Annotated in this window: 19 protein-coding genes; 14 read left to right on the top strand and 5 right to left on the bottom strand. The window is 71.1% G+C overall.

What is annotated here, in order from left to right; genetic code table 11:
- Positions 1-35: 35 nt before the first annotated feature.
- The 12 genes from V5P93_RS35415 to V5P93_RS35360 all read left to right on the top strand — a co-directional run bounded on the left by V5P93_RS35415 (position 36) and on the right by V5P93_RS35360 (position 17,235).
- On the top strand, positions 36-1,124 hold the full coding sequence (locus V5P93_RS35415) for a Gfo/Idh/MocA family protein (protein WP_104481879.1): 1,089 nt from the start codon (positions 36-38) through the stop codon (positions 1,122-1,124).
- On the top strand, positions 1,121-2,131 hold the full coding sequence (locus V5P93_RS35410) for an NAD-dependent epimerase/dehydratase family protein (protein WP_104481880.1): 1,011 nt from the start codon (positions 1,121-1,123) through the stop codon (positions 2,129-2,131). Before V5P93_RS35415 ends, V5P93_RS35410 begins: the two co-directional genes overlap by 4 nt.
- Positions 2,131-3,258 (top strand): DegT/DnrJ/EryC1/StrS aminotransferase family protein, encoded by a 1,128-nt coding sequence (locus V5P93_RS35405; protein WP_245931600.1) that lies wholly within the window; start codon positions 2,131-2,133, stop codon positions 3,256-3,258. The genes V5P93_RS35410 and V5P93_RS35405 overlap by 1 nt, the downstream gene beginning before the upstream one ends.
- The gene (locus tag V5P93_RS35400) at positions 3,255-5,363 is read left to right on the top strand and encodes a glycosyltransferase (protein WP_104481881.1); all 2,109 of its coding nucleotides are present in this window, start codon (positions 3,255-3,257) and stop codon (positions 5,361-5,363) included. The genes V5P93_RS35405 and V5P93_RS35400 overlap by 4 nt, the downstream gene beginning before the upstream one ends.
- Before the next feature lie 2 nt (positions 5,364-5,365).
- Positions 5,366-7,219, top strand: a complete 1,854-nt coding sequence (gene asnB, locus V5P93_RS35395; protein WP_181043769.1) for an asparagine synthase (glutamine-hydrolyzing) — start codon at positions 5,366-5,368, stop codon at positions 7,217-7,219.
- A complete protein-coding gene (locus V5P93_RS35390; RefSeq protein WP_104481883.1) occupies positions 7,216-7,854 on the top strand; it encodes an acetyltransferase in 639 nt (212 codons plus the stop codon). The genes asnB and V5P93_RS35390 overlap by 4 nt, the downstream gene beginning before the upstream one ends.
- 108 nt (positions 7,855-7,962) lie before the next feature.
- On the top strand, positions 7,963-9,072 hold the full coding sequence (locus tag V5P93_RS35385) for a DegT/DnrJ/EryC1/StrS aminotransferase family protein (RefSeq protein ID WP_104481884.1): 1,110 nt from the start codon (positions 7,963-7,965) through the stop codon (positions 9,070-9,072).
- Positions 9,069-9,635 (top strand): acyltransferase, encoded by a 567-nt coding sequence (locus V5P93_RS35380; RefSeq protein ID WP_104481885.1) that lies wholly within the window; start codon positions 9,069-9,071, stop codon positions 9,633-9,635. Before V5P93_RS35385 ends, V5P93_RS35380 begins: the two co-directional genes overlap by 4 nt.
- Positions 9,636-10,384: 749 nt before the next feature.
- The gene (locus tag V5P93_RS35375; RefSeq protein ID WP_146108267.1) at positions 10,385-14,269 is read left to right on the top strand and encodes a DUF4082 domain-containing protein; all 3,885 of its coding nucleotides are present in this window, start codon (positions 10,385-10,387) and stop codon (positions 14,267-14,269) included.
- A 29-nt stretch (positions 14,270-14,298) separates the two neighbouring features.
- Positions 14,299-15,342 (top strand): glycosyltransferase, encoded by a 1,044-nt coding sequence (locus V5P93_RS35370; RefSeq protein ID WP_104481887.1) that lies wholly within the window; start codon positions 14,299-14,301, stop codon positions 15,340-15,342.
- 602 nt (positions 15,343-15,944) lie between these two features.
- Positions 15,945-16,442, top strand: coding sequence for a SigE family RNA polymerase sigma factor (locus V5P93_RS35365; RefSeq protein ID WP_104481888.1), 498 nt, complete (start codon positions 15,945-15,947; stop codon positions 16,440-16,442).
- A gap of 10 nt (positions 16,443-16,452) precedes the next feature.
- Complete coding sequence (locus V5P93_RS35360; RefSeq protein WP_104481889.1) at positions 16,453-17,235, top strand: hypothetical protein; 783 nt, start codon at positions 16,453-16,455, stop codon at positions 17,233-17,235.
- A 39-nt stretch (positions 17,236-17,274) separates the two neighbouring features.
- On the opposite strand, the gene V5P93_RS35355 is transcribed toward V5P93_RS35360, so the two are convergent.
- The 5 genes from V5P93_RS35355 to V5P93_RS35335 form a co-directional block, all read right to left on the bottom strand.
- Positions 17,275-18,090 carry a glycosyltransferase family 2 protein gene (locus V5P93_RS35355; RefSeq protein WP_104481890.1) on the bottom strand — a complete coding sequence of 272 codons (816 nt, stop codon included), beginning with the start codon at positions 18,088-18,090 and terminating at the stop codon, positions 17,275-17,277.
- Positions 18,087-19,652, bottom strand: coding sequence for an oligosaccharide flippase family protein (locus V5P93_RS35350; protein ID WP_104481891.1), 1,566 nt, complete (start codon positions 19,650-19,652; stop codon positions 18,087-18,089). Before V5P93_RS35350 ends, V5P93_RS35355 begins: the two co-directional genes overlap by 4 nt.
- 32 nt (positions 19,653-19,684) lie before the next feature.
- Positions 19,685-21,208, bottom strand: a complete 1,524-nt coding sequence (locus V5P93_RS35345; protein ID WP_245931601.1) for an O-antigen ligase — start codon at positions 21,206-21,208, stop codon at positions 19,685-19,687.
- Between the two features lie 5 nt (positions 21,209-21,213).
- The gene (locus tag V5P93_RS35340) at positions 21,214-22,314 is read right to left on the bottom strand and encodes a hypothetical protein (protein ID WP_146108268.1); all 1,101 of its coding nucleotides are present in this window, start codon (positions 22,312-22,314) and stop codon (positions 21,214-21,216) included.
- A 140-nt stretch (positions 22,315-22,454) separates the two neighbouring features.
- Positions 22,455-24,086, bottom strand: a complete 1,632-nt coding sequence (locus tag V5P93_RS35335; RefSeq protein WP_104481893.1) for a hypothetical protein — start codon at positions 24,084-24,086, stop codon at positions 22,455-22,457.
- 414 nt (positions 24,087-24,500) lie between these two features.
- On the opposite strand from V5P93_RS35335, the gene V5P93_RS35330 reads away from it, so the two are divergent.
- Together V5P93_RS35330 and V5P93_RS35325 are read left to right on the top strand one after the other, a co-directional pair.
- Positions 24,501-25,514: a right-handed parallel beta-helix repeat-containing protein gene (locus V5P93_RS35330; protein WP_146108269.1), complete on the top strand. Its 1,014-nt coding sequence runs from the start codon at positions 24,501-24,503 to the stop codon at positions 25,512-25,514.
- A gap of 259 nt (positions 25,515-25,773) precedes the next feature.
- On the top strand, positions 25,774-26,505 hold the full coding sequence (locus tag V5P93_RS35325; RefSeq protein ID WP_104481895.1) for an alpha/beta hydrolase: 732 nt from the start codon (positions 25,774-25,776) through the stop codon (positions 26,503-26,505).
- Positions 26,506-26,547: the final 42 nt, after the last annotated feature.

Genomic DNA, 26,547 nt, shown 5'->3' with positions numbered 1-26,547 from the left:
GCGGGAACCACAGGCAACACATAAGGGGATTCAGCGTGGGAACGATCGGGCTAGCCGTCATCGGCGCGGGGTACTGGGGGCCGAACCTGGTGCGCAACGCGCAGGCCACGCCGGGGCTGCGGCTGCGGTACCTGTGCGACCTCGACGCCGACCGGGCCCGCCGGGTGCTCGGCGAGTACTCCACCGTCGCGGTCTCGGACTCGCTCGACGAGGTGCTGGCCGACCCGTCGGTCGACGCGGTGGCCATCGCCACCCCGGCGGCCACCCACCTGCCGGTCGCCATGGCCGCGCTGGAGGCGGGCAAGCACGTGCTGGTGGAGAAGCCCCTCGCCGCGACCTACGCCGAGGGCCGCCAGCTCGTCGAGGCCGCCGACCGGCGCGGCCTGACCCTGATGCTCGACCACACCTACTGCTACACCGCGGCCGTGCAGCACCTGCGCGACCTGGTCCGCGGCGGCGGCATCGGCTCAGTGCAGTACCTGGACTCGGTGCGGATCAACCTCGGCCTTGTCCAGCCCGACGTGGACGTGCTCTGGGACCTGGCCCCGCACGACCTGTCGATCTTCCTGTCGATCCTGCCGGAGGGCGTGCAGCCGATCGCGGTCGCCGCGCACGGCTCGGACCCGATCGGCGCGGGGCGCGCGTGCGTCGCCCATCTGACCATCGAGCTGACCGGCGGGGCCATGGCCCACGTGCACGTCAACTGGCTGTCCCCGACCAAGGTCCGCACGATGATCATCGGTGGCTCCGCGCGCACCGTGGTCTTCGACGACCTGAACCCGGCCCAGCGCGTCGCCATCTACGACCGCGGCGTGGACCGCAAGGAGGCGGGGGAGGTCGGCGCCGGTGAGCGCGCCCAGACCCTGATCTCCTACCGGACCGGCGACATGGTCGCCCCCGCGCTGCCGGAGAAGGAGGCGCTGCGCTCGGTCATGGCCGAGTTCCACGCCTCGATCACCGAGAGCCGCCCGCCGCTGACCGACGGCCGCTCCGGCCTGCAGGTGCTGTCCATCCTGGAGGCCGCGTCCGCGAGCCTGGCCCAGGGCGGCGCCTTCCTACCCATCCTCGGCGGCGAGTTCGCCGCCTCGAACACCGACAGCAGCACCGAGGGAGCCAACGCATGAGCGCGCAGCCGATCGAGGGCCAGCGCATCCTGGTCACCGGCGGTGCCGGGACCATCGGGTCCTCCGTCGTGGACCAGCTGATCGCCGCGGGCGCCGCCGAGGTGACCGTGCTGGACAACCTGGTCCGCGGCCGCCGGGAGAACCTGGCCGACGCGGTCGCCGCCGGTGGCGACCGGGTGCGCCTGGTCGAGGGCGACATCAACGACCGCGCGCTGGTGCACGACCTGACCAAGGGCCGGGACCTGGTGTTCCACCTGGCCGCCATCCGCATCACGCAGTGCGCCGAGGAGCCCCGGCTGGCGCTGGAGAGCCTGGTCGACGGCACCTTCACCGTCATCGAGGCGGCGGCGGAGCACGGCGTCAAGAAGGTCATCGCGTCCTCGTCGGCGTCGGTGTACGGCCTGGCCGAGTCGTTCCCGACGACCGAGCGGCACCACCCGTACAACAACGACACCTTCTACGGCGCCGCGAAGGCGTTCAACGAGGGCATGCTGCGCAGCTTCAAGGCCATGTACGACCTGGACTACGTCGCGCTGCGCTACTTCAACGTCTACGGTCCGCGTATGGACGTGCACGGCCTCTACACCGAGGTCCTCATCCGCTGGATGGAGCGCATCGTCGAGGGCAAGCCGCCGCTGATCTTCGGCGACGGCGCGCAGACGATGGACTTCGTGCACGTGCACGACATCGCCCGGGCCAACCTGCTGGCCGCCAAGGCGGACGTCACCGACACCGTCTACAACATCGCCAGCTCCAGCGAGACCAGCCTGCTCGGCCTGGCCAAGGCGCTGCTCGGCGCGATGGACTCCGACCTCGGCGTCGAGCACGGCCCCGAGCGCAAGGTCAACGGTGTCACCCGTCGCCTGGCCGACATCACCGCCGTCGAGCGCGACCTGGGCTGGAAGCCGGAGATCGGTCTGCACGACGGTCTGCGCGGCCTGGTCGACTGGTGGCGCGCTGAGAAAGAAATCGCCGCGAAGGCCGGCGCCGGGGAGGGCGCGCTCTGATGGCGATCCCCGTCATGAAGCCGCTGCTCGGCGAGGAGGAAGCCCTCGCCGCGGCGGAGGCCGTGCGCTCCGGCTGGGTGGCGCAGGGTCCCCGGGTGGCGAAGTTCGAGCAGGAGTTCGCCGCGCGCGTCGGCGCCGAGCACGGCATCGCCGTGTCCAGCTGCACCACCGCGCTGCACCTGTGCCTGCACCTGCTGGGTGTCCAGGCCGGTGACGAGGTCGTCGTGCCGTCGCTGTCGTTCATCGCGACCGCCAACGCCGTGCGCTACTGCGGCGGCACCCCGGTGTTCGCCGACGTCGACCCGCTGACCGGCAACCTCACCGCCGAGACCGTCGCCGCGGCCATCACCCCGGCCACCAAGGCCGTGCTGGTCGTGCACCAGGGCGGTGTGCCCGCGGACGTCAAGTCGATCGTCGCCGCGGCCGGGGACATCCCGGTCGTGGAGGACGCCGCCTGCGCCGCCGGGTCCACCTTGGACGGCAAGCCGGTCGGCAGCGGCGCGCTGCTGGCCGCCTGGTCGTTCCACCCGCGCAAGCTGCTCACCACCGGTGAGGGCGGCATGGTGACCACCGACAACGCCGAGTGGGCCACCCGCCTGCGCAGGCTCCGCGAGCACGGCATGAGCATGTCGGCCGCGGACCGGCACGCGGCGGGCGGCGCGGTCGTCGAGTCCTATGTGGAGACCGCGTTCAACTACCGGCTGACCGACATCCAGGCCGCCGTCGGCCTGGTGCAGCTCGGCCGCCTCGACGGCATCGTCGAGCAGCGCCGGGCGCTCGCCGCGCGGTACCACGAGCTGCTGGCCCCGCTGGGCCTGCGCGCGGTCACCGACCCGGCGCACGGCACCACGAACTACCAGTCGTTCTGGGTCGCGCTGCCCGAGGACGCGCCACCGCTGCTGGACGTGCTGTCGAGCCTGGCCGCGGCCGGTGTCTCGGCCCGCCGGGGCATCATGGCCGCGCACCTGGAGCCCGCGTACGACGGCCACCCGCACCCGGCGCTGCCCGGCACCGAGGAGCTGGCCAGGCGCTCGCTCATCCTGCCGCTGCACCACGAGCTGACCGACGCCGACCAGAAGCACGTGGTCGGCGCCCTCGCCGAGGCGCTGGGGTTGGTGGCCAAGTGACCACCGGGGTCGGGGGACAGCGGTACCAGCGTCCGGTCGCCATCGTGATCGTGACCTACAACAGCGCCGACGTGATCGGCGACTGCCTGCGCGCCCTGCCCGCCGCCCTCGAGGGCGCGGGCGAGGCGCGCGTGATCGTGGTCGACAACGCGTCGACCGACGACACCGCGGGCGCGGTGGCGGCGGCCGACACCGAGGCCAAGGTCGTGCACCGACCCGGCAACGACGGTTTCGCCGCGGGCGTCAACACCGGCTTCGCGCACGCCGACGGCTGCGACGTGCTGGTGCTCAACGCCGACATCCGGTTGGCCCCCGGCGCCGTCGCGGCGCTGCGCGCGGCCGTGCGGCCCGGGGTCGGCATCGTGGCGCCGAAGCTGACCGAGCCGGACGGCCGGGTGCAGCACTCGCTGCGCCGCACCCCCAGCGTGCTGCGCACCCTGGGCGAGGCCGTGCTCGGCGGCAGGCGCGCGGGCCGCTTCGGCGCGCTCGGCGAGACCGTCACCAGCCCCGGCGCCTACGAGCGCCCGGGCCGGGTGGACTGGGCGACCGGCGCGGCCTGGCTGGTCACCCGCGAGTGCATCGACGAGATCGGCCCGATCGAAGAGCGCTACCTGCTGTACTCGGAGGAGACCGAGTTCATGCTGCGGGCGGGCGCGCGCGGGTACGCGACCGTCTACGAGCCCTCCGCGCAGGCCGTCCACCTGGGTGGCGAGTCCGGCACGTCGCCGCGGCTGTGGTCCCTTGTGGTCACCAACAAGGTCCGGCTGCACCGCGAGCGGCACGGCAAGGTCGCCGCCGCCGCCATGTGGGGCGCGGTGCTGGTCAACAGCGCGCCCCGCGCGCTGCGCGGCGCCGAGACGCACAAGGCCGCGGTCAAGGCGCTGCTGTCGTACCGCCGCTGGCCCGCTCCGCTGGACTCCAAGTCCGGTGTGGACAAGAAGGCCAAGGACGCCCCGCCGTACGTGTGCTTCTCCGCGCAGGACTGGTGGTACCACAACCAGGCGCACTCGGACTTCCAGCTGATGACCCGGGTCGCCGAGCACCGCAAGGTGCTGCTGGTCAACAGCATCGGGCTGCGCATGCCCACGCCGGGCAAGAGCACCCAGTTCCTGCGCCGCATCCTGCGCAAGGCGGGTAGCGTCGCCAAGCTGGTGCGCCGCCCGCTGCCGGACGTGCCCGGCTACTACGTGATGACCCCGCTGCCGCTGCCCTTCTACGGCAGCGAGCGGGTGCGCGCGCTGGGCGCCAAGCTGGTCCGCGCGCAGGTTCGGGCCGTGTGCGCGGTGCTGCGGATGCCCAACCCGATCGTGGTCGCCACCATCCCCACCGCGTGGGACGTGGTGCAGGGCATGCCGCACCGCAAGCTGGTGTTCAACCGGTCCGACCGGCACTCGGCGTTCCCCGAGGCCGACCAGACCACCATCGCCGCGCTCGAGGACAAGCTGCTCGGCGGCAGCGACCACGTCCTCTACGTCAGCCGCCAGCTGCAGGGCGAGGAGTCCGGGCTCACCCAGGACCGGGCGCACTTCCTCGACCACGGGGTCGACCTGCGGCACTTCCAGCGCCGCGACCGGCTGCCCGCGGACATCGCGAGCATCCCCGGCCCGCGCATCGGGTTCTTCGGCAGCCTCGACGACTACCTGGTCGACTTCGACCTGCTGGAGCGGCTGGCGCAGGAGTTCCCCGAGGCCTCGCTGGTGCTCATCGGCGACGCGACGCTGTCCATGGAGCGCTTCGCGAAGTACCCGAACGTGCACTGGCTGGACTTCCGCCCGTACGCCGAGATCCCGGCCTACGGCACCGGCTTCGACGTGGCGATCATGCCGTGGCTGGACAACGACTGGATCAAGCACGCCAACCCGATCAAGATGAAGGAGTACCTGGCCCTCGGCCTCGCCGTGGTCAGCACCGACTTCCCCGAGGTGCACCAGTACCCCGAGCTCATCCGGATCGCGCGCGGCCACGACGCGTTCGTCGAGGCGGTGCGGGCGACCATCGAGGACGGCGGTCTCTCCACTGTGGAGGGACGGCGGCAGGCGGTGCTGCCCGCGTCCTGGGACTCTCGGGCCCGGCAGTTGATGGACCTGGCCGAAGGGCAGCGGTAGCCATGTGTGGAATCGCCGGAGTGCGCAGGCTCGACGGGGCGCCGGTCGACCCGGCCGTGCTGGTGGAGATGGCCAGGCGGCTGCACCACCGCGGCCCCGACGACGCCGGGACCTGGATCGAGGGCTCGACCGGGTTCGCGCACACCCGGCTGTCCATCATCGACCTGGACGCCTCGGTCCAGCCGATGCTGACCCCGGACCGGCGCCGGGTGATCGCGTTCAACGGCGAGATCCTGAACTACCGGCAGCTGCGCGGGCAGCTCGACTACCCGTTCCGCACCAACGGCGACACGGAGACGCTGCTCGCGCTGTTCGAGCGCGACGGCATCGACGCGATCACCAAGGCGCGCGGGCAGTTCGCCCTGGCCCTGCACGACGAGGACAGCGGTGAGCTGCACCTGGTCCGCGACCGGCTCGGCATCCTGCCGCTGTACTACTACCTCGACGCCGAGGTCTTCGCGTTCGCCTCGGAGATCAAGGCGCTGCTGCCCGCCATCGGCGACCGGGGGGTGGACACCGCCAGCCTGCACGACTACCTGGCGCACCGCTCGGTCCCCGCGCCGTACACCCTGGTCGAGGGCGTGCGGAAGGTGCCGCAGGGGCACCGGCTGACGCTGGGCCGCGACGGCCAGGTGCGGCTGCGCGCGTACTGGCAGATCCCGGCCAACGCGGCGCACCGCGACGTCACCCCGGAGGAGGCCGTCCGGCTGGTCGCCGACGGGCTCGACGCCTCGATCGACGACGCGCTGGTCGCGGACGTGCCGGTCGGCGCGTACCTGTCCGGCGGCATCGACTCCAGCCTGATCTCCGCGTTGGCCGCGCGGGCCAAGGGCGAGGGCGGCCTGCACACCTTCTCCGCCGGGTTCGGCGACCCCCGGGTCGACGAGCTGGACTGGGCGCGCAAGGTGTCCGGCATCGTCGGCAGCGAGCACCACGAGGTCATCGTCACCGCCGACGACTTCAAGGACTCCTGGTCCAAGCTGAGCTGGCACCGGGACGCGCCGCTGTCCGAGCCCGCCGACGTGGCCGTGTTCAAGCTGGCCGAACTGGCCCGCAGGCAGGTCAAGGTCGTGCTCTCCGGCGAGGGCAGCGACGAGCTGTTCGGCGGCTACCCCAAGTACCGCTTCGCCCAGGCCACCCGCTGGGCCGGGCTGGTGCCCGCGCCGCTGCGCGGTCGCCTCCTGCCCCGGTTGGAGCGCGCGCTGCCCGCCTCGCGGGCCCGGCTGGGCGTGGCCGTACGGGCCATGGGCGAGGGCAGCTCGGCCGAGCGGATGCGCGGCTGGTTCGCCCCGTTCACCGAGCGCGAGCGCGACGGCCTGCTCGGCGGCCCCGCCGTGCGCAGCGCCATCGCGCCGTACGAGCGCGGTCGCGGCGACGCGCTGAGCCGGATGCTCTACGCCGACTCGCACGCCTGGCTGGCCGACAACCTGCTGGAGCGCGGCGACCGGATGTCCATGGCCGCCTCGCTGGAGCTGCGCCCGCCGTTCCTCGACCACCGGCTGGTCGAGCTCGCGTTCTCGCTGCCCAGCGCGGTCAAGGTGCGCAACGGCGTGACCAAGTGGGTGGTCAAGGAGGTCGCCCGCCGGTACCTGCCCGACGACGTGGTCGACCGGGCCAAGTCCGGCTTCAAGGTGCCGCTGGACGCCTGGTTCCGCGGCGGCCTGCGGGAGATGGCCAACGACCTGCTGACCGGCCCGTCGTCCTTCGTCGCGCAGACGCTGGACGCGGTCGCGGTGCGCAGGCTGCTCGCCGAGCACGACGCGGGCACCCGCAACGAGCAGCCGCGGCTGTGGACGCTGCTGTCGTTGGAGGTCTGGCACCGCGAGTTCGTGAAGTCGCTGCGAGTCGACGCGTGAGCACCCCGCTGCTGCTGGTCGGCGCGGGCGGTCTGGCTCGGGAGGTGCTCGCGGCGGCGCGCGCGCTGCCCGCGGAGTTCAAGCCGCTGGGCCTGCTCGACGACGACCCGGCCCGGCACGGTGCCGATGTGGACGGTCTGACCGTCCTCGGCCCGTCCGAGCTGGTGCACGAGCACACCGACGCGCTCGTGCTGGTCTGCGTCGCCTCGCCCGCGCGCCCCGGTGCCCGGGCCGCGGTGGTCGAGCGGCTCGGCCTGGCACCCGAGCGCTACGCCACCCTCGTCCACCCCCTGGCCTCCGCGGCCCAGGGGGTGGAGCTGGGTGAGGGCACGGTCCTGCTGGCAGGCGCCGTGATCACCGCGCCCCAGCGGGTCGGCAGGCACGTGCTGGCGATGCCGCACGTGCTGTTCACCCACGACGACGTCGTCGGCGATTTCGCCACCTGCGCGGGGCGGGCCGCGCTCGCGGGCGGGGTGGTCGTCGGCGAGTCCGCGTACCTCGGGGCGGGCTCGCTCGTGCGCCAGGGCCTGCGGATCGGCGCGTGCGCCGTCATCGGCATGGGGGCCGTCGTGCTGTCCGACGTGCCCGACGGGCAGACCTGGGCCGGAGTGCCCGCGAGGCCGCTCGACAAGTGATCGAGTGGTCGTACCCACTCAGGCGCAGCAAAGTCGTCCCTTGTTGCGATGAGTTCTTCGAAGTCGATAAGACCGATCAAGTCGTCACGCCCATTTGAGGAGAGCCGCATGACCGGCCACATTCCCCTGGTCGACCTGGCCGCCCAGCACGCCGCCGTGGCGGATGAGGTGGCCGAGGGCTGGGCCCAGGTACTCGCCAAGACCGCTTTCGTCGGCGGACCGCAGGTCGCCGCGTTCGAGGCCGAGTACGCCGCGTTCGCCGGAGTGGCGAACTGCGTCGGCGTCGGCAACGGCACCGACGCGCTGGAGCTGGCGCTGCGCGCGTTGGGGGTCGGCCCCGGTGACGAGTGCGTCGTCCCCGCCAACACCTTCATCGCGACCGCCGAGGCCGTGGCCCGCACCGGTGCCACCACGGTCCTGGTCGACTGCGACGTCGACACCATGCTGATCAACGTCGACGCGGCGGCCGCCGCGGTCACCGACCGCACCCGCGTGGTGATCCCGGTCGACCTCTACGGCCAGGTCGCGCCGATCCCGGAGCTGCGCGCGGTGCTGCCCGAGCGGGTCGCCATCCTGGAGGACGCCGCCCAGTCGCAGGGCGCCACCCGGCACGGCCAGACCGCGGGCTCCTTCGGCGACGTCGCCGCCACCAGCTTCTACCCCGGCAAGAACCTCGGCGCCTACGGCGACGCGGGCGCGGTCACCACCGGCAACGCCGAGCTGGCCGAGCGGGTGCGACTGCTGGGCGCGCACGGCTCGCCGCGCAAGTACGAGCACCCGGTGCTGGGCTTCAACTCCCGGCTCGACACCCTCCAGGCCGTCGTCCTGTCGGCCAAGCTGCGCAGGCTCGCGGACTGGAACGCGGCCCGCCGCGCCGCCGCCGACCGCTACACCGCGCTGCTCGCCGACGTCGACGGCGTGACCACCCCCGTGGTGGCCGACGGCAACGTGCCGGTGTGGCACCTGTACGTGGTCCGAGTCGCCGACCGCGACACCGTGCTGGGCAAGCTGCACGCTGAGGGCATCGGCGCGGGCATCCACTACCCGACCCCGCTGCACCTCACCGGCGCCTTCGCCGACCTCGGCCTGGGCGCGGGCGCCTTCCCGAACAGCGAGCTGGTGGCGGGCGAGATCCTGTCGCTGCCGCTGTTCCCCGAGATCACCGAGGCGCAGCAGCAGCGCGTGGTGTCGGTGCTGGCGGACGCGGTCCGCGCATGAGCGGCGTGTTCGTGCACGAGAAGGCCCTCTGCGAGAGCGACGAGGTCGGTGACGGCACCCGGGTCTGGGCGTTCGCGCACGTGCTCCCCGGCGCCAAGGTCGGTCGCGACTGCAACATCTGCGACGGCGCGTTCGTGGAGACCGGCGCGGTGCTGGGCGACCGGGTGACGGTCAAGAACGGCACCCTGGTGTTCTCCGGGGTCACCTGCGAGGACGAGGTCTTCCTGGGGCCCAACGTGCTGTTCACCAACGACTTCCGGCCGCGCGCGGCGATCCGCAAGGGCCCCGGGGCGCTGGTGGACACCGTGGTGCGCCGGGGCGCCACGCTGGGCGCGGGCACGGTCGTCGTGTGCGGCGTCGAGGTGGGCGGCTTCGCCTTCGCGGGTGCGGGCTCCGTGGTGACCAAGGACGTGCCCGCGCACGCCTTCGTGGCGGGCAACCCGGCCCGGCGCAAGGGCTGGGTCTGCGAGTGCGCCGAGCGCCTCGACGAGGCGCTGCACTGCCCGGCCTGCGGGCTGGACTTCGTCGAGATCGGCGCGGACAAGGGCCTCACCCGGGCCTGAGAGCGTTCCGGATGGCCGTCGCCCCTTTCGGGGCGGCGGCCATCCGCTTGTCCGGGGTAGGGCGCTGTGGGGCAAGAAGCGTTCCCCATGCGGCTAGTCGGTCGGATTCAGGTGTACTCCCCAGCGTTCTTTTTCATGTTTCCCACGTTCCCGCCCTGCGCCGAACAGGTGATTCCCAACCCTTGACCGGCTGTTGGTGACCGCACTCACAAACCGGGGCAACCGGTAAATGAGTCGCGTGTGGACTGTTGGTCGCCGCTATACGAATCCCCTTCGGGAGCGGGCGGGATCCCGGTCGTGGTGCTTGTCAGCCGGCAAGTGGCTGGTACATCGGCGGTCACGCACCGTAGTAAGGCTGGAATGGCTTTCGCAAATGCGGGTGGTCCAGTAGGGACGGTCACCATTTCGTTACCGGCAAGGGGCTGTACCCCACTCCCCTGACCGGGGTAACGGGGTGGGGCGCTGTAACGATGTGGAGGTAAATAGGAACCGCGGACCCTGTCGCGCGTCCCCTATTCGGTGCCCAACAGCAGTTGATTCCCTACATACGGTTACTTACCGTGGAGGCTCGGATGGACCGTGCGATGCAGGACGCACGCGGTCGGGGATGGAGAACGCGCGGTATGCGGGTCCTCCTCGTTGGAATATTGGCCAGTGTCGGACTACCCGTGTTCGCCGCGTCACCGGCTTCGGCCGCGTCTTGCGTCGGACTGAGCGCCGTCGCCTGTGAGAACCAGCAGACGGCGGACGTGTACGCGGACGACACCGATTGGAAGATCGAGAGCCCGTACGGCGACATTGAGGGCTTCGCGACCCAGTCGAGTGTGCAGCCGGGCCAGACGCTCTACTTCAAGATCAAGACGCCGAGCGTCGACTACCAGATCGACATCATCCGCGTCGGCTACTACAACGGCGGCGGCGCCCGCAGGATCAGCACGGTCCTGCCGTCCGCGCCCCGCCCGCAGAACCAGCCGCAGTGCGCCTACGACGGCAACACCGGCCTGGTCGACTGCGGCAACTGGGGTGTCTCGGCGTCCTGGACCGCGACCAACGCGGTGCCCGGCTTCTACGTGGCGAACTTCATCAGCAACGACGGCCACGGCGCGTCCCAGTACCCGTTCGTGGTCCGCAACGACTCGTCGACCTCCGACATCGTCGTGCAGACCTCGGACCAGACCTGGCAGGCCTACAACAAGTACGGCGACCGCGAGGGCATCAACGAGTTCAACCTCTACGAGGGCGGCTTCTCCGGTTCCCCCGACGGCCGCGCGTTCAAGGTCAGCTACAACCGGCCGTACCGCAACGCGGGTACCTCGAACTGGCTCAACGCCGAGTACCCGATGATCCGGTTCCTGGAGCGCAACGGGTACGACGTCACGTACCTCACCGGGGTCGACATCACGCGAAACCCGAACCTGCTCAAGAACCACAAGGTCTACCTCTCCTCGGGCCACGACGAGTACGTCAACGCGACCCAGCGCGCGGGCATCGAGGCGGCCAAGGCCGCGGGCGTGAACCTGTTCTTCTCGACCGGCAACACCATGTTCTGGAAGACCCGGTTCGAGAACTCGATCGACGGTTCGAACACCGCGCTGCGCACGATGGCCTGCTACAAGGAGACCAAGGCCCCCGGCGGCGCCAAGATCGACCCGAACCCGGCCTGGACCGGCACCTGGCGCGACCCCCGGCAGTCCCCGCCCTCCGACGGCGGCCGCCCGGAGAACGCGCTGCTCGGCACGCTGTTCAACGTCAACGGCTACCGCGCCGACTCCATCCAGGTCCCGGCCTCCTACGGCCGCAACCGGTTCTGGCGCAACACCTCGATCGCCACCGCCACCACCACGACCACGCTGCCCACGGGCACCCTGGGCTACGAGTGGGACGGCGACCCGGACAACGGCTACCGCCCGGCGGGCTCCGTGCCGCTGTCGGACACCACCGTCAACGTCGCCGACGGCCAGCTGCTGCTCGACTACGGCTACCTCTACGGCGCCGGGTCGGCCAACCACAAGCTGATCATGTACCGGGACCCGGCCAGCAAGGCGCTGGTCTTCAGCGCGGCCACCGTGCAGTGGGCCTGGGGTCTGGACGACCACCACTCGCTGCCCTACGGCGGCCCGACCAGCAGCCCGGCGCCGAGCCAGGCGATGCAGCAGGCCACGGTCAACCTGCTCGCCGACATGGGCGCGCAGCCGACCACGAAGATGTCGAACCTCATCACGGCCACCAAGTCGACCGACACCGTCGGCCCGACCGTGACCGTCGCGTCCCCGGCGGCCGGTAGCACCGTCCCCGCGGGCACCGAGGTCACCATCTCCGGTACCGCGGTCGACGCGGGCGGCGGCAAGGTCGGTTCGGTCGAGGTCTCCGTCGACGGCGGCCAGACCTTCCACCGGGCCACCGGCCTGGACAACTGGACCTACAAGTGGACGCCGAGCACGCTCGGCGCGGTCTCCATCCAGGTCCGCTCGTCCGACGACGGCGCCACCCTCGGCGCCACCCTCACGCGCAACCTGACCGTGGGCGCCCAGCAGTGCCCGTGCACCCTGTTCGGCACCCAGACCCCGGCCTCCGTGGACGGCGGCGACGCCGCGCAGATCGAGGTCGGCACCAAGTTCACCACCTCGGTGAACGCGACCGTCACCGGTGTCCGGTTCTACAAGGCGACCGCCAACACCGGCACGCACACCGGCACGCTGTGGACCTCGGCGGGCCAGCAGCTGGCCACCGGCACCTTCACCAACGAGACGGGGTCGGGCTGGCAGAAGCTGACCTTCAGCTCGCCGGTGCAGATCCGGTCCGGCCAGACCTACGTCGCGTCCTACACGGCGCCCAACGGCCACTACTCGGTCGACGCGGGCTACTTCGTCGGCAAGGGGGCGGGCATCGTCCCGCTGACCGCGCCCGCGACCGGGGCCACGCCCGGCGGCAACGGCGTGTTCCGCTACGGGGTGGGCTTCCCCAACAGCTCGTTCAACGGCGGCAACTACTGGGTCGACCCGGTCATCACCACCGACACCGCGGACAACACGGCCCCGCTGGTCAGCAACACCTCGCCCACGAGCGGTGCCACCGGCGCCTACCTCGACGGCAGCGTGACGGTCACGTTCAACGAGGCCGTCGACCCGCAGAGCGTGGTCTTCACGCTCAAGGCGGGCGGCAGCAACGGCTCCCCGGTCGCCGGTGTGGTCAGCACGGACGACAAGAAGGTCACGTTCACCCCGAACGACCTGCTGGCGGCCAACACGCTGCACACCGCGTCCGCGTTCGCGACCGACGGGTTCGGCAACGCACTGGCCGCGACCCAGACGTGGAACTTCACCACCGGCACCGCGCTCCAGCCGTGCCCGTGCAACCTGTTCGGCACCCGCACCCCGGGGACCCTGGACTCCGGGGACGCCAGCGACGTCGAGCTGGGCGGCAAGTTCACCGTGGGGGTCAGCGCCAAGGTCACCGGCGTCCGCTTCTACAAGAACTTCAACAACACCGGCACCCACACCGGCTCGATCTGGACCTCGAGCGGCCAGCGCATCGCGACCGGCACGTTCACCAACGAGACCGCTTCGGGTTGGCAGTCGCTGACCTTCAGCGCGCCCGTGCAGCTCCAGGCGGGCCAGACCTACATCGCCTCCTACCGGGCGCCCAACGGGCACTACTCGGTGGACAACGCCTACTTCGCCTCCCAGGGCGCCGGTCGCGGCATCCTGACCGCCCCGGCCTCCGGCGCGGTGAACGGCAACGGCGTGTACGTCTACGGCGGCGGCTTCCCGAACAGCACCTACAACGCCAACAACTACTGGGTCGACCCGATCGTCGACACCTTCGGCGCGGACTCCGTCCCGCCGACGGTGACCTCGACCACCCCGACCAGCGGCGCCACGGGTGTGCCGACCGGCAACGGCGTCACGGTCAACTTCTCCGAGGCGATCAACCCGTCCTCGCTGCAGTTCACCCTGAACCGCAACGGCAGCTCCGTCCCGGGCACCACGCAGTTCGCCCCGGACAACCAGAGCGTGACCTTCGTCTCCACCGACGTGCTGCCGGGCAACGCCCAGTTCACGGTCACGGTGCGGGCGGCGGACGCGTGGGGCAACCTGATGCCCGCGGCGCACACGTTCTCGTTCACCACCGGCGCGACGGGCCAGTGCCCGTGCACCGTGTTCCGCCCGACGGACACCCCGGCCACCACCACGGTCGACTCGCCCGTCGAGCTGGGCATGCGGCTCACGCCGACGGCGGACGGGTACATCACCGGTGTCCGCTTCTACAAGACCGCGGGTGACACCGGTACCCACACCGGCACCCTGTGGAGCGGCGCGGGCGCCCTGCTGGCCACCGGCTCGTTCAGCAACGAGACGAGCAGCGGTTGGCAGACGCTGACCTTCAGCACCCCGATCCAGGTCACGGCGAACCAGACCTACGTCGTCTCCTACTGGGGTTCCACGGGTCACTACGGGTACACGGCGGGCTTCTTCAACAACCCCCACGTCAACGGGCCGCTCACGGCTCCCGCGACCGCTGAGGGCGCCCCCAACGGCGTGTACCGCTACGGCACCGGCGGGGCCTTCCCCAGCGGCGCCGGTAACGGAACGAACTACTGGGTCGACGCAGTGTTCGCGACGAGCGTTTCGTAGCGAACTCCGACTGACCTAGGGGGCGACCAGTGGCCAGCGTTGATGTGGTGATCCCGTGCTACAAGTACGGGTCGGTCCTGCCGACCGCCGTGCGCAGCGTGCTCGACCAGCCGGGCGTGGACGTCCGGGTGCTCGTGATCGACGACTGCTCCGGTGACGGCAGCGCCGACGTCGCCCGGGGGTTGTCCGAACAGGACAGCCGGGTGACCGTGGTTGAGCACAAGCAGAACAAGGGACACATCGCCACCTACAACGAGGGCCTGCTGGACTGGGCGAGCGCTGACTACTGCGCCCTGCTCAGCGCCGACGACGCCCTGACCCCGGGTGCGTTGCGACGGGCTACCCGCCTGCTCGACACGCACCCGGAGGTCGGGTTCGTCTACGGCCGCCCCCTGCACTGGGACGGCAGCGAGCCGCTACCGACGGCCCGCACCGAGGACAATGGCTGGACCGTCTACAACGGACCCTCGTGGTTGCGCAGGCGGTTCGCCCTCGGTGACGGGTGCATCACGTCACCGGAGGTCGTGGTCCGGACGTCGATGCAGCAGAAGTACGGCGGCTACAACCCGGAACTGCGCCACACGGGCGACATCGAGATGTGGATGCGCTTCGCCCTCCACGCCGACGTCGGCTACCTGCGCGGGGTGGACCAGGCGTACTACCGGGTGCACGGCCAGAACATGTCGGCGGCCTACTACGCGTCCGTGGTGGCCGACCTCCGCCAACGGCTCGCGGCCTACACGGCCATCACCGACCGCGAAGACAACCACCTGGCGGACAAGACGGACCTGGACCGCCGAGTCCGCCGGGTCCTGTCCCGCGACGCGCTGAGGCGGGCGGGTCGGGCGTTCGACAAGGGCCGCTCGGAGGTCGACCCGGTAGAGGAACTGGTGGAGTTCGCCCGCGAGTCGTACGGGGACATCGAGAACCTCCCGGAGTGGCACACGCTGCAACTGCGCAAGCGCCTCGGCCCCAAACGAGCCCGAGCCCTCTCCCCCCTGGTCCTCACCGCCCCAGCCCGCCGAGTCCGCCACCACGTCCGAGTCCTGAAATGGCAGCGCGAAGGCATCTGACCAGCGAATAGATCGATCAGGCCCCGCCGGCTTCTCGGAGCAGGCGGGGCCTGGTCATCTCCCCACCCGCCTGACCAGTTCCCCAGCGCCGCTTCCCAGACCACCTCGCCCAAGCCGCGCACCTACTCCACCCATCGCACTTCTCTCGCCAACACCCGCGCAACCGCCGCCCGAGTCCCTAGCTCCACCAACGCACTTCTCTCTTCCCCCAGCCACCCCCACAACCGCCGCTTGAGCCCAGCCCCCGCCCGAACGCAACGACCCCTTGAGGTCAAGGGCCCCTACGAACCTGCGGTGGGGAAGAGCGGTGGGGGAGGGGCAAGCCACCCCACCCGCGGGCGAGCTTGGCAGGTCCGTCCCCCCGCACAAAGACGTTCCACCCCATCGAGCAGAAGGCGGGGGCGCGAAGAGTCAGGTGGTGGGTCGGGCTGGCACACGTCGGCGGGTGGCGGGTTCTGCTTGGCGGGGTGGGGACGGGTTACGAGATGGCCTGGGTGGGCAGGGCGAGCGCGGCTTGGGTAGGCAGCTGAGAACTGCCGTGCAACCTTTCCCCACCCCCCGAGCGTGAGTACCCCGTAGCTACCGCACCAGCAGGGGGTCCGATGGACGACCGGGATACCGGTTTTACCGAGTACTTCGCCGCTCGTTCATCCACCCTCCGCAGCACCGCCTTCTTGTTGTGCGGGGACTGGCACCGTGCCGAGGACCTCGTGCAGACCACCTTCATCAAGCTCTACCGCGTGTGGAACCGGGTCGCCGAGCGGGGCAAGCTCGACGGCTACGTGCGCAAGATCCTCGTGCGCACCTTCCTGGACGAGGCCCGCCGCGGCTTCTTCCGCCGGGAGACCGTCACCGAGGACCCCGGTGACACCTCCCTGCCCTCCTCGACCGGCGCCGTCGAGGACCGGGTCGTTCTCCTGCGGGCACTGACCAGGGTGCCCGCCAGGCAGCGTGCCGCGCTGGTCCTGCGGTACTGGGAAGACCTCTCGCTGGAGGAGAGCGCGCGGGTGCTCCGGTGTTCGACCGGGACCGTGAAGAGCCAGGCCTCTCGCGGGTTGGCCCTGCTGCGCGACGAACTCCCCGCCTCCGTGACTCTGTAGGGAAGGACCAATGGACGAGTTCGAGCTGCGCGGCGCTCTGCGCGGCACCGTGGAGACCGCGACCCCGCCGCCCGCGATGCACGCGGGGGCCGTGTTGGCCGAGGCCAAGGCGGCCCAGCAGGTGCGCCGGGCGCGGATCGCCGGGGCGGGTAGCGCCGTCGCGGTCGCCCTGATCGCCGTCGGGGCCGTGTTCCTGCCCGGCATGGGCGGTACCGACCAGGCCCCAGGGCCGATCAACGCCGCCACAGGGGGCACGAGTTCGCCGCGGCCGACCAGCCGCACCTCGTCGCCGAGCCGTCCGGCCGACCCGGCGGCGGCCCGCTCCTCCGCGCTGCTGGCGGACTTGCTGGACGCGGTGCCCGACGGCTACAACGCCACGAACGTCAACATCATGCTGCCCAACGGCCACAACGCCTTCTCCCACGGCAGCGAGCTGCTGGACAGCGGCGCGCGCGACTACTGGGCGACCGCCCCCATCGGCAAATCGGGTCGGTGGGGCGGGGTGGAGGCGCACGTCGTCGACGGCGCGGCCAGGGACCTGTGCGCGGTGGTCAAGGACGTCATCTCCCACGGCGGGGCCAACTGCGCGGTGGCGGACGTCGGCAGCAAGGCCGTTGTGCTGGTGAACGACAGAGTGCAGCAGTGGGTGGCCCACCGGCACGACAACGGCGTGGTCGTCGTGATCGGCCAGCGCACCGACCTGGGCAACGACCTGCCCCCGCTCGGCCAGCGCCCGCTGACCGTCGACGACATGACGCGGTTCGCCACCAAGTCGGACATCGCCCGGAAATAGCGAAGGGGCCACCGACCCGGAGTCGGTGGCCCCTTCCGCTCAGTCCTGCTTCCAGGCCGTGTAGTAGCTGTCCTCGTTCACCAGGTACCTGACCGTCGGGTGCGGCACGTGCTGCACGACGCGGGTGCGCGACATGCGGTGCACGAACTCCCAGTCCTCCTTGGGCAGCGTCGCCTTCACCCTCGGGATCCGGCTGAACAGCACGTCGTCGGCGCGCCGCAGGACGATCGAGTTGGAGTCCACATAGGGCGAGTCGTCGACCATCGTCTTGCGGTCGAAGGGTTCCGACAGCACGTCGAGGACCGTGCCGTCCGCGCGGCGGCGCTCGACGGCCGAGTACACCAGGTCGGCGCCGCGGCCCAGGACAGCCAATGTCTGTTCCAAGTGGTCTTCGCGCCAGGTGTTGTCGTCGTCGAGGAAGGCCAGGTACCTGGAGCGGGTCAGCCGGATGCCGACGTTGCGCACCAGGCCGAGCACCTTGGAGTTGCGCGACAGGCTCACCACGCTCAGCCGCGGGTCGTCCGGCAGGGTCGGCAGCCCGCCGCCGCCGTCGTCGACCACGATTACCTGCTGGTCGGTGACGGTCTGGGCGAGCGCCGACTCCACCGCGGCGGGCAGCAGGCCGGGCCGCTTGAACGTCGGCATGACCGTCGCCACCAGGGTCTCCGGTCGCGGGCCCAGTTCGCGGTCGAGCCGCGCCACCTCGCCGTCCTCGAACCTGGTCAGCTCGGGCACGTACCGCCCGAGTTGCAGCTTGGTCTTGGCCTCGTGCATCGGCCACAGCCCGAACGCGTCCCGCAGGGCGCGGCGGACGGCGGCGGAGGCGCCGTTGCGGTCCTTCAGCGGGGCGGTCACGCGGCCGCCCCCGATCGACCGGGAAGCATCGAACGCATCGGGTACACCACCGGGAGGTAGACAACGACGGCCACCAGACCGCCGACCAACAGTTGCAACCACGAGTTCTCGAACACGGCGCGGACCAGGAAGGACGAGGCGACCACCAGCGCGCCGCCGAGCACCGGTCTGCCGCAGGCCCGCAGCGCGGGCGCCAACCGGATGCCGCGCCGGACCACGACCGCGCCGAAGACGGGCAGCACGATGAGGGCGGTCACCGCGGCTTGGGCGATCGCCGCGCCGCGGATGCCGTCGAGCAGGACGCCCGCGAACAGGCCGCCGACGGTCACCACCAACCACAGGCCCTGCAACCAGATCAGCACCCGGTTGCCGTCCAGCGCCACCAGCAGGTCGTAGCCGATGAACAGCAGGATGCGGGCCAGACCGAGGATCGCCAGGAACCGCAGCGCCTGCGCGCCGGGCACCCACTGGTCGCCGTAGACCGCGTGCAGCATCGGCGCGGAGTAGCAGGCCAGCAGCGCGCACACGGGCAGCGCCGCGGCCACCATCAGCCCCACGCCGCGGGCCACCGCCAGTTCCAGCTGCGGCTTGTTGTCGGCCATGCGGGCGAACCCGGCCAGCGACACCCGCCGCCCGGCCTCGGAGAAGATCTGCAGCGGCAGGCTCGACTGGTTGAACACCATCAGGTACAGCCCGAGCGCCGCCGCGTCGGTGAACCCGCCGACGATGATCTTGTCGATCTGGGTGACCGACAGCGTCAGCACGCTGGCCGCGGCCAGCGGCAGGCCGAAGCGGATCAGCTCCCGCGCCGTCGCCCGGTCCCACCCCGGGCGCACCCGCACCGGGCACAGCAGCAGGTAGCAGGTCATCGACACGATCGACCCGGACAGCTGGCCGACCGAGAAGCTGATCGCGCCCGCGCCGGACGCGCCGAGGGTGATGGTCAGCCCGGTCACCACGACGAACGACGCCGCGTCGCAGAAGAACCGGGTGCGCTGCAGGAACTCGCGGTTGAGGATAGTCGCGGGCACGACCGCGATGCCGTCGACGAGCACCGCCGCGCACAGCACGCGCACGACGGTCACCGCCTCCGGGCTGCCCATCAACTCGCAGTACTTCGGGGTCAACGCCCAGACCGCGGCGTAGAGCAGCGCCGAGTTGGCGATGGCGATGGTCATCGCGGTGCCCGCGAACTCGCGCACGTCCCGCTCCCAGCGCACCAGCGCCAGGCTGACCCCCAGCTCGTTGAACGCCTGGAGCACGGTCAGCGCGGTCACCGCGAGGGCGAACACGCCGTAGTCGGCGGTGGTGAGCAGCCGGGCCATGATGATCCCGGACAGGAAGATGCCCAACCGCAGCACGACGGTGTTGAGCATGCTCCACGCCAAGCCGCGGCCGACCTTGCCGCCCACACCCGCCGCGGCGGGCGCGGGTGCCGGGTCGGGCACCTCGGTCAGCCCGGCGGCCGGGGGCAGCGGGTGCACCCGTTCGGTTGGCGGGTCTAGCGGGCCCTCGGTGGGCGCGCTCGACCGCTGCGGCGCCTGGGGGGCGTCTGCGGACACGCGGGGACCTCGGTTTCGTGGCCGACGTGGACTTACTGGGCGGTGCTGCTTGACCTGGTGGAACGGCGCGCGTCCGTGGCGGACCCGGCGCGCTCGCCCGGTTTCCCGGACCCGTCGGAGGCCTTCCCGGACCGCGCCGAGGAGGAGCCCCGGTGTTGTCGTCGTTGTAACCGCCTCGGGCGTTGCGCCGTAGTGGGCAACAGTCGCGGAATACCCCCGGGCTGCTCCTGGACCGTCCGCCACAGCGCACCGGCCGCGCCGATGAGCAGGAAGGTGTAGCCGGTGGCCACCGCGAAGCCGATCAGGTCGAAGGTGGCCGAGGAGATGCCCGGCACCGCGATGCAGGCGGCGAGCGTCACGCCCAGGTCGCGGATCCGCGGGTCCTTGCTGGCCAGCCGCGCGCGGAAGGCGCAGTACATGCCCGCCAGGTAGATGAAGATCAGCAGGGCCAGCCCGATGGCGCCGTTCTGCACCAGCGTGCCCAGGTACTGGTTGTCCAGCCAGCCGTACTTCTCCGGCAGGTAGGTGCCCAGGCCCCGGCCGAGCAGCAGGTGCTCGGGGATCTCCTTGCCCGCCCGCTCCACCGCCCGGCGCCTGCTCTCCGCGCTCGGGTCGACGCTGATGCTGGTGAACAGGCTCAGCAGGGTGCCGACCAGGCCGGGGACCATGACCCGCATGGCCACCACGAAGCCGAGGATGCCCCACAGCGCCCTGACCCGGCGCTTGGGCGCCATGGCCGGGACGATGAAGATCGCCGCGATGGCCAGGCCGAGGATCGCCGAGCGCGACAGCGACTGCATCGAGGCCACGGCCAGGATGGCCAGGCACAGCCACCACCGCTTCTTCTGCCCGCCGAAGTCGACCCCGCGCAGCGCGTAGTGCAGGGCGATCGGCACGGTCATCGCGCAGACCACGCCGAACTCGATCGGGTGGCCGGAGGTGCCCGCCGGCCTGCGGAAGTTGGAGCGCTCCAGGACGTAGGACATCGTGCCGTTGGGCCGCAGCCCGGGCAGCACCAGGTACTCGGTGAGGTCCAGGGCGAACTGGAACTGCAGGATGCCGACGAACGCCATGAAGGTGGCGCCGACGACCATGGTCTTGAGCAGCTTGTCGATGCGGTCCAGGCCGCGCACGCCGTCGATCACCGCGATGCCGACCGCGACCACGGCCATGACCGTGATCAGCGTCCGGTCGGCGGCGGCGAGCTCGTCGGCGGGCAGGTAGCCGTAGGTGGCGTAGCCGTAGGTGGCCAGCTGCGAGGTGGTGAACAGGAACAGCGCGGTCCGCGCCGCGTTGCGGCCCTTGGCCACGCCGAGCGTGGTCACCATCTGCGCGCAGAACCACAGCACGCCCATGACCAGGCCGATCGCCACACCCGGGGCCAGGGCCATGGGCAGCCCCTTGATGACCAGGGCGGCCGGGATGACCGTCATGGCCAGCGCGTAGACGCAGGCGATGGTCGCGCCGTCGGCCTTGGACTTGCCGCCCGCGATGAACTCGCCGTCCACCCCGGGCTTGGCGCCTGCCCCGGACTTCTTGTCGGCGGTCTTGCCCACCACGGCTAGCTGCGCGGTTCTTGCGGCGCCTGGGCGGGCTTGACCCGCACCGTCGGGGGCTCGCGGTACTCGTCGGGGGAGCGGTTGCCCTGCCCCTGCGGCCGGTTGAGCTGGCCGCTCTGCCGGGTGCGGTTGCCCGACGGCGGGAGCTGGCCGCTCTTGGTGCCGTTCACCGGGGCGCCGTTGGCGGGCGCGGCCGGTGTGCCGGTGGCCTGCTTGCCGTCCGACTTCGCGGCCGCGGGCTGCTGCTGCCGCAGCTGCTCCACCTGCGCGGGCCGCACGCGCTGGGTGCGCTCGGACGGGCTGTCGCCGCGCAGCGGCTGCGGGGCGCGGGGCGCGGCGGGCGGCGGGACCGGCCGCTGCGGGTCCTCGGCCCGGCGGGTCTCCTCCCGGGCCAGGTCACCGCGGCGGTCGTCGCGCCGGACGTCGTCCCGGTCGTCCTGCTCGTCGAACTCGTCGAGGTCGTCCTCGTCGGGGTTCTCCCGCCTGCGCTTGCGCGCCTGCATGGTCTCCACCCCGTAGACCGCGGCGAGGCTGGCGATCAGGCCGAGCACCAGCGCCACGGCCGCGGCGCGCAGCTTGCCGCCGCGCAGCGGCTCGGGGACGGTCGGCGAGACGACGTCGTCGACGCGGATGTAGGTGCTCGGCGCGGCGCCGAGGGTCTGCTGGCGCTTGGTCAGCTCGTCCTTGACCTTGTCCAGCACCTGGATCACCAGCTCCCGGGAGCCCGGCTCGGAGGCGCTGTCGGTCTTGATGGTGATGAACGGGCCGCCGTCGGAGCCGCCGGTCAGCACGAAGGTGTGGTCCGGCTGGTCCGCCCCGAGCGACTTGACCACCTGGGGGGTGTTGATGCTCTGGATGACCACGGACGCCGTGATCGACAAGCTGCTCTCGAACGCCAGCAGCGGGTTGGTCTGACCGTTGACCTTGTCCGCGGTGGTGGTGGCACCGCCCGCGGGTGAGGTCAGCACCACGACCGCCGTGGACTCGTAGTGCAGTGGCATGGCGACGTAGACCCCCGCCGCGCTGCCCACCGTGACGGCGAACACCGGCAGGGCGACGTACCACCGCTTGAGCAGCACGAGCAGGGTTTTGAAGAAATCCATCATCTGCGCCCCAACACACGACGTGACGCCGAGCAACAGGTCCGGCCGCCTACTTGTGGATTCATCGGTTTCGAACGAATGTCGTTACTCCATGTGATCCTACGCGCTGGCACGCTGGGCCGTCCGGAGTAGCGGGGTCTCTATCGATTGAGGTTGGTCCGGTATCGCCACACCCGGTATGACGTCCCGTCCGACACCGGGGTTGAGAGCAGCAGGTCCTTCTCGCACACCACAATGTTGACCTTTGTGCCGCCGCCCTGCTGCGGTTCCACAAAACGTTCACAACCCGGGTTCGCCGGGTCCGGTTTGCCGGGGTCGTTGTCGCCGCGGGCGTAGAGGGCGACGCCTCGGCGGGCGAGAAACTCGTGCACCGTGCCGTTCTTGAGCGCGTCGAGGTACTCGGCCGAGTTCACCAGGCCCTCCAGGTGCACGACGGGTCTGCGCAGGTGGTAGCCCAGGCTGCCCGCCCGGTCACCCATCGCGATCGGCTCCTCGCCCGGCACCAGCGCGTCGATCTGCGCGGCCACCGCCGGACCGGCCTCGATGAAGGCCGAACGGGCCACGGTCTTGGTCGTCGACCGCACCCCGTTGAACGCGACCGCGGCCACCAGGACGACCACGCCCGCGCCCGCGAGCACCGCACGGGCGGGCACCCGGTCGGCCCAGCGGCTCAGCAGGGCGGGCCCGGCGAGGGCGATGGCCAGGGGCGCGGAGGAGAAGTACCAGGGCCACAGCTGCCAAGAAGAGGTAAACGCGTAGTAACCGACGGTGAGTACGCCACCCGCCAGGACCACTCCACCGAACCGGGCCGCGTGGCCCAGACCACCGGTCGCCCTGGCCAGCAGCGCGCCCACGACGACGACCAGCGCGACGGTGCCCAGCCAGGTCGACTGGCCGAACAGGACCGGCGAGGTGAGGAACTGTCCGATCGTGTCGGTGTTGAACCCGCCGCCGCCGAGCGCCTTGGCCTGACCGGAGACCGGCAGCGGGGTGTTGAAGAGGAGTTGGTTCACCACGAGGTAGGCGGCCAGCGCGAGAACGGGGAACGTCGCCATGGACAGCGTCAGCCGCAGCCACGGCTTGCCCGCGCGCACCCAGGTCGCGATGGCGACCACCGCCAGGACGGCGACCGGGAAGACGGTGTCGAGCCGGGCGAGCACGGCGATGGCGATGAGCGCGCCGACCGCGCGGGCCTGGGTGGTGCCGAAGCCCGGTGCGGTGAAGCCGTCGGTCCGCAGATAAATCGCGGCGAGCCAGAGCAACCCGAACAGCAGGACGCCCGTCTCCATACCCGAGTACCAGAACGAGGGGCCTGCGGCGCCGACGACCAGGAGCGGTGCGGCACACAGCGTTACCAGGACCGGACGGCCGGTGATCGTGCCGATCCGGTCAATCTGCCGTCCGGACGCGATCGCCAGGACCGATGAGACGAGCGTCACAGCAACCAGCGCGGCTTTACCGTTCGTGATCGAAAAGACCGGAACGAGTAGCAGTAGCCACAGAGGGTGATATCCGTTGGTCGGGTCCAAACCGTTGAAGGTGGACCCGTCGCCCGCGGCGATGTGTCCGGCTACGCCGAAGTAGTAGAAGGCGTCGTCATCGAACAAACCGACGGCCCTGGGGTAGTCCGAGAACACCACCATCGCCAGTCTGATGATCGCGATGACGGCGGCTACCAGCGTCGCCGTCAGCCAGACCCGCGGTCTGCCCGCCGCGCCCGCGACGGCGGCAGGCCGTCCGGGGGCGGGTGTCGGTCGTGCGCTCGTGCGCATCCCTGCTCCCGGCTGCCGTAGAGAAGTGCTCGCGACAGGGATCGCGCTGCGGGCGGAATCGTTACGCAGAGTCGCTTCGCTCCAACGGGTGACGGATCCCACTCTTGGTAATCGGAAACTCCGTCGCGTCGTGACTCCATTGTGATCTGGCGGCGGTTGTGCATAGGCTGCCCCCGGTTCGCGGGCAACCCCGATGTGCCGCGGCCGAAAACCCTTGTCCTGCAACGGGGGCGACTTACTGCCAACCGGAAGGATCTCATGTCCGCTCGACCTCAAACGTCTGCGGAGTTAGGCCAGAGCCGCCGGTCCAGACGGGTGCACACCGTGCTCGCGACCGGAGTGGCCGTCGGAGCCCTGGTGCTCGTGGCGGGCTGCAAGCCCGTAGCGGGCAAACCTGCGCCGAACCCTCCCATCGTGACCACGACCACCACCGTCCCGCCCGCGCCGACCGAGGCGCCACCCTCGACCGAGACCCCCACCTCAGCTCCGCCCACATCGGCGTCGAGCACGCAGCAGTCGGCCTCGTCGACCATCAAGCCCACCGCCACCAAGCCCACGGCGCAGCAGCCACCGGCGCCCGGCGGTCCCCCCGCGAACGGTTCCGCCCCACAGCCCGGCCAGGTCGGCTTCCGCGGCGACCGGGCCGCGCTGAAGGTCGTCGACGGCCCCGGCTCCGCGCCCCCCGGCACCACGTGGAACTCGGGTGCCCTCCGCTTCGGCGGCGGCAACGTCACCCTCGACGGCGTCTACGTCAAGGGCGGCATCGAGTACAACGGCAAGGGCACGCTCACGATCCGCAACTCGGTGATCGAGGGCAACCACAACAGCTGGGCGCCGCTGCTCGGCAACAGCGGGCACATCGACGTTCGCGACACCACGATCACCTACAAGGACGACCAGTGGCCCGGCAAGGAATGGGGCAACGGCGCCATCCACGGCGACGCCACGGTGACCGTCATCCGGTGTGACATCTCGGGTACCCCGGACGGGATCCAGAACGGACCCGGCAACAGCACGATCGAGCAGAACTACATCCACGACATGCTCCGTGCGGGTACGTACCCGAACAACACCCACAACGACGGCATCCAGTCCTACGGCGGCCCGAACACGGTCATCCGGTACAACCGGATCGACATCAGCGCCGACGGCAAGGCCTACGACGGCACGCACCAGAACGCCGCGGTCTTCATCATGACCAGCGACGGCTCGCCGACCAGCGGCCTGCAGATCGTCGGCAACTACCTCGCGGGTGGCGGCTACATCGTCCGCATCGGCGCCTCCGCCAGGGGAGCGATCATGACGGACAACAAGTTCGGCACCACCGCGGGCGGTTTCGGCGAGTTCACCGTGGACGACGGGGCGACCTTCACCTCGTGGAACAACAACGTGAGCTCCGCCAACAAGCAGCTGAACCAACCGAAGTAGGCAGTAGGGCGCACAGGGCAACCCTGTAACCCCCCACCCGAACGGCCGCCGTCATTTCCCCCGGTGACGGCGGCCGTTCGCGCGTCCGGCGAAAACCCGTTGGTGGGCCGATGCTGAGCACTGCTACCTTGTCGTGAGCCGTGCAGGAGACCGAGGAGGTGGTACCCGTGAACACATCGACATGGGTGCTCCCCTCAGGGGTCACGGCCGGGCGATAGGTCGTCCGGGAGCGCCGCGAGCACTCCCGAAGGGCACGACCATGCGTTTCACTTCCGAACAGCGCTTCGACGACGGCGTCCTCGAACGCCGGTTCACCCTCGGCGACGTCCCCGGCATCCTGTGGACACCCGCCGACACCTCCGCGCCCGCGCCGCTGATCCTGGTCGGCCACCCCGGCGGACTGGACAAGATGTACCCCCGGCTGGTCGGCCGGGCCAGGCACGCCGCGGCGGCGGGGTTCGCCTCCGTCACCATCGAACTGCCCTGGGCGGGCGACCGGCCCCGGTCCGCCGATGCCGAGCAGGCCCGCGCCGACCTGCGCGGTGCGTTGCAGGCGGGCGAACCCGTCAGCGACGACATCGTCGAGCGGCTCGTCCGCCCGCTGGTCGACGCGGCGGTCCCGGAGTGGCAGGCGGCGATGGACGCCACCCTCGCGCTCCCCGAGGTCCGCGGCCCGGTCGGCTACTCGGGCGGGGTGATCGCCATCGGTCTGCGGCTGGCGGCGGTCGAGCCGCGCGTCGCGGCCGCCCTCCTGTTCGCCGGGAGCTACGTGCCCCGCGCGATGTTCGAGGAGGCCCGGCGGGTCACCACCCCGCTCCTGGTCCTGCTGCAGTGGGACGACGCGGGGAACGACCGGCAACTGGCCCTGGACCTGTTCGACGCGTTCGGGTCCGAGGAGAAGACGTTGCACGCCAACATGGGCGGGCACACCGGCGTCCCCTCGTTCGAGGGGGACTCGGCGGTGCGGTTCTTCGCCCGGCACCTGAGGTGAGGTAGCGGCGGCCGCTCACCGGCGACCCGGTGAGCGGCCGCC

This window comes from Actinokineospora auranticolor (genome assembly GCF_041897805.1).
In the GTDB taxonomy this organism is placed as follows: domain Bacteria; phylum Actinomycetota; class Actinomycetes; order Mycobacteriales; family Pseudonocardiaceae; genus Actinokineospora; species Actinokineospora auranticolor.
Note: the sequence above shows the minus strand (reverse complement) of the source record. Positions and strands in the feature narration are given on the sequence as shown.